We start from the raw sequence: 3,543 nt of genomic DNA on the forward strand, positions 1-3,543 counted from the left end.
TCACAATTGCGGGGAAGTGGTGTAAGTCGTCAAGACCGCGAACGCGATCGGATTAGGTCGCACCAAACCGCTCTGTGCGAATCGTCTCCGCTGGCAGACCGAGATCGACTAGAGTGTTTGCAACCTGCTCCACCAGTTGACTCGGCCCGCACACAAAGCACTGCGGTGGCACTGTAAAGTGGTTTAAGACATCAGTCAGCATTGCTGTGTCGATGCGCCGCCGATATCCCGTCCAGTCGGGCGGTGGTTGCCGCGTGAACGTAAAGTGTAGGTCGAAGGGATTGAGTTGCGATTGGGCTAGTTGCTCCAATTCCTGACGATAAATCGCCTCTGCTGACGTCCGCACGCTAAATAGCAAGGCTGTGGGATTGGTCGCTCCAATGGCGGCTCTGTGCCGCAGCATTGCCATCAGCGGGACGATGCCCGAACCCCCAGCCACGAGCAGCAGCGGGAGATTTACCAGATCCTGCCCCCATACGAAATACCCGCCGATAGGGCCGCGTACTTCCAGCGGGTCGCCGACGGCCACACCGGCGTGCAGATAAGCCGATACTTCCCCATCCTCAATTAACTCCACCGTCAAGGCGATTTCGCCAATTTGTTCTGGCGGAGAGGCGATCGAATAGCTGCGCTGCGCTTGGTAGCCATCTTCAGCCGTCAGCCGGATATCGTAGTGTTGTCCGGCTAGATGCGGCTGCCACTGGGGCAGTTGCAGTATAAATGTCTTGACGCTGGGCGTCTCTTTGACGATCTTTTTGACACGGGCAATCTGCCACTGAAACTTTTCCATGAGGTTGGGAGGGACTCAATCATCCGATCGATAGCGTTGTTCCTGCCACGGGTCGCCGTACATACTATAGCCATTTTCTTCCCAGAATCCCGGCTCGTCGGCAGCCATAAAGCGAAAACCGCGAATCCACTTCGCACTTTTCCAAAAATACAGGTGCGGCACCACCAGTCGCGCGGGGCCGCCATGTTCGGGGGCTAATGGCTGCCCCTCGAAGCGCGTGCCGACGAAGGCTTGGCCGTTCCGCAGGTCTGCTAACGGCAGGTTAGTCGTGTAATTGCCGTAGGAATAAGCCATTACATACTGGGCTTCGGGCTTAAGTGTGACGCTATCTAGCAGCGTGTCGATGCTGACACCTTCCCAGTTCGTATCCAGTTTCGACCACTTGGTCACGCAGTGAATATCATGTTTGAAAGATTGCTGCGGCAACGCATTAAACTGCTCCCACGTCCATTGCACGGGAGACTCGATCGATCCACTCAGTTCAAAAGTCCAGTCCGAGAGCGGAATGCGGGGCGTGGGGCCTGCACTCAGTACCGGAAAGTCGGAAGTTTCGTATTGTCCGGGGGGAATGCGTTCGCTGCGCGTGGATTCCCGTTTGCGTCCAAATCCTCGGTTGATAAATTCTGCCATAAGTGTGGGAAATAGGAGAATACACGTAATCGGCGCATTGCCTGTAATTCTTTGGTATCCACTTTTATGTTAGCTCGATTCTCTGGGAGAGTTGGGGTTGTTGGGTTTCATTCTTCAACCCAACCTACAGATCTTTTGTATTTTGACAATCTTAAGTAATGCATAAAACCGACTTCTTAGAGAAGTCGGTTTTGTTAAGAGCGAAATAACGATCGGGAAATTTTGATTGGCTACTTACGGTTGACATACCAAACGTAGACAAAAGCCAAGACTTGGAGCGGCACCATAATCATCATTTCTTTGGATAAAATATTGGCATCCGATCCCGATACTAAAGTGAAATAGCCCATGCTCGCAGTCGCAGGCAGCAATAGTAATAACAATTTGGGCTTGAATTTTGCCATGCGATTTCCTAAAGAGCTGTAGTCACAATAATGGAATTGAGGCGGAGCAGATAGTAACTAAAAAAAGCGATCGCGATCGCCATCTGACTGCGCCGATGAGCCAGCCACCTGATATAAAAAACTTGGTGATGACAACCAGATTTTAGCTCCCAAATCCAATGAGCAAAAATCAATCCAAAATAGCCAAATAATAACGGCCCAAACAAATGATAATCGATCGCTTGTCGCCAATTGCCACGGACGATCGCGACAAACGATCGAGTCATGCCACAACTGGGACAAATAAATCCTAGCCAATGTCGCAGCGGACAAAAAATCGCATTAATTCGATATCCCGCTGCATAAAAACAAGCAGCAATTAGCGGCGTAGCACAAATGCCTAAACCGTAATAACGTCCGAGCCTTGCTGCGCGAGATAATCTCACCACAGAGTTAGAACCAGCCTTTTTTAGCACTTATATAAGTATCGATGAACTCGCGATCGGTTTTGGTGAGATAAGTAATCCCTTCAATTAGTCCGATAATGCCCATAATCGGGCTAGCGATGCCACAAGTAAGCAAACTAACTGCGAGCATAATCGCACCTTCGGTGTTATAACCGAGCACGAATTTATGAATGCCCAGCGAACCAATTAAAATCCCACAAATCCCTGCTGTCGTTTTTTTTACTTGCATCAGCTCCGTCTTGCATAACCCAGCTCCTAAAATTTATTAGATCGATCGACAAATCTTACCATCTAGAAGCCAGTATGCCCCAGCGGACGATCGAAATTACCAGTTACATATACTACTCGCACACACAGATTGGTAACGATCGAAATTCATCGCAGCCGATCTCGACTGGTACAAATTTCTCAGATCGTCAGCGCGCCGCGATTCAGGGCGATAAAACACTCGATCGCCATGTACAATGGGTAATTGAGAGAGAGTAGGTGAGGTGGTTGCGAGTTCGCTAGTCGAATTTCGAGGAAAGTCCGGGCTTCCGAAAGACCAAACTTGCTGGGTAATGCCCAGTGCGAGCGATCGTGAGGATAGTGCCACAGAAAAATACCGCTGCAAATAGGGAATAGGGAATAGCGATTCGCGCTCGTCGGGTTCCCCGACGGTTTAGCGAATCAAGACGGGGATAGGGAATAGGGAAGAAATATCCCTAACCCCTAGTCCCTATCACCTAACCCCTAGCAGTAAGGGTGCAAAGGTGCGGTAAGAGCGCACCAGCAGTATCGAGAGGTACTGGCTCGGTAAACCCCGGTTGGAAGCAAGGCAGGAACGATGGTTGGTCTTTTCCCTGTTCCGTTACGATCCGCTTGAGGTACTTGGTAACAAACTACCCAGATAGATAACCGCCGTCTCGCAAGAGATAACAGAACCCGGCTTACGTTCCGACTCCCTCTCTTGTCTTGACTCATTTGTATGGGCGGGACACCCCTATCCCTCTATGAATGGACCCTCCCCTATCCCTCTATGCCCATGGACTGACAGTAGATGCGGGACAGAGAATGCGGGACAGCCGCAGCTTTATCTCTATTATCTATTCCTGTTATATATATCTAATCCGGCCAAATTTTATTGAAGAGCATTGAATTCGCGTACGATTTTGCGTAACTCTCACACTCATTTAATAAAAGTTTAAAAAGTTACCATACTCTAGAATATCGATACACGGCTCGAGAGCCGAAACTTCTCCCTGACTAGTCCCGATCGTTCTGACTACTAACG

General features: G+C 49.7%; 5 protein-coding genes and 1 other RNA gene. 1 reads left to right on the forward strand and 5 read right to left on the reverse strand.

What is annotated here, in order from left to right; genetic code table 11:
• Positions 1-52 precede the first annotated feature (52 nt).
• The 5 genes from RMO84_RS20035 to RMO84_RS20055 form a co-directional block, all read right to left on the reverse strand.
• The gene (locus tag RMO84_RS20035; RefSeq protein ID WP_310490202.1) at positions 53-790 is read right to left on the reverse strand and encodes a ferredoxin reductase; all 738 of its coding nucleotides are present in this window, start codon (positions 788-790) and stop codon (positions 53-55) included.
• Positions 791-805: 15 nt separating this feature from the next.
• On the reverse strand, positions 806-1,420 hold the full coding sequence (locus RMO84_RS20040) for a sulfite oxidase-like oxidoreductase (protein WP_310490203.1): 615 nt from the start codon (positions 1,418-1,420) through the stop codon (positions 806-808).
• Between the two features lie 230 nt (positions 1,421-1,650).
• Positions 1,651-1,824, reverse strand: a complete 174-nt coding sequence (locus tag RMO84_RS20045) for a hypothetical protein (RefSeq protein WP_310490204.1) — start codon at positions 1,822-1,824, stop codon at positions 1,651-1,653.
• Between the two features lie 8 nt (positions 1,825-1,832).
• Positions 1,833-2,249: a DUF2752 domain-containing protein gene (locus tag RMO84_RS20050; RefSeq protein ID WP_310490205.1), complete on the reverse strand. Its 417-nt coding sequence runs from the start codon at positions 2,247-2,249 to the stop codon at positions 1,833-1,835.
• A 7-nt stretch (positions 2,250-2,256) separates the two neighbouring features.
• On the reverse strand, positions 2,257-2,499 hold the full coding sequence (locus tag RMO84_RS20055; protein WP_310490206.1) for a TM2 domain-containing protein: 243 nt from the start codon (positions 2,497-2,499) through the stop codon (positions 2,257-2,259).
• A gap of 250 nt (positions 2,500-2,749) precedes the next feature.
• Between RMO84_RS20055 and rnpB the strand changes: the two genes are divergently transcribed.
• Positions 2,750-3,218, forward strand: an RNA gene (gene rnpB / locus RMO84_RS20060) — RNase P RNA component class A.
• The last annotated feature ends 325 nt before the right edge of the window (positions 3,219-3,543 follow it).

Source organism: Chamaesiphon sp. VAR_69_metabat_338 (assembly GCF_031423935.1).
Lineage (GTDB): Bacteria > Cyanobacteriota > Cyanobacteriia > Cyanobacteriales > Chamaesiphonaceae > Chamaesiphon.